Genomic DNA, 458 nt, shown 5'->3' on the forward strand with positions numbered 1-458 from the left:
GCTCTATGTCGCCGGCTTCGTCGGCGCGCCGGCGATGAACATGCTGGAAGCGGCTGTCGAGGATGGCAAGCTCGCCATTGCCGGCACGGATGCCCGGGTGACGCTGCCGCAACGCTACGCCAGCGCCGTCCGCAACGGTGCTTCGGTTGTCGTCGGCATCAGGCCAGAGGCGCTCCGCCTTGGACCGGGCAGCGGTGCCGACATGTCGCTGCCGGTCGAGATCGACGTCGTCGAGCTGACGGGACCAGAGCAGGTCACCACGGCGCGGGTCGGAACCCAGCGGCTGACGGCAACCTTGCCGCCGCAGGCCCGCGTCGCCAAAGGCCAGTCATGCGCCTTTGTCTTCGAGGCGGACGCGCTTCGCCTGTTCGACCCGGCGACCGGCAAGGCTTTCTGAGGAGCAATATCGAGCGGTTCGGCTTCTCCAAGCTGAACCGCTCGATAGAGCAATTCCAGGA

At 67.0% G+C, this 458-nt stretch carries 1 protein-coding gene; it reads left to right on the forward strand.

The genetic code is table 11. The features are described 5' to 3' along the window. Positions 1-397 (forward strand): TOBE domain-containing protein (locus tag EOD07_RS37105; protein ID WP_127238546.1); only part of this gene is annotated, 397 nt, incomplete at its 5' end. Between the last annotated feature and the right edge of the window lie 61 nt (positions 398-458).

The sequence above is a fragment of the Mesorhizobium sp. M2C.T.Ca.TU.002.02.1.1 genome (genome assembly GCF_003997225.1).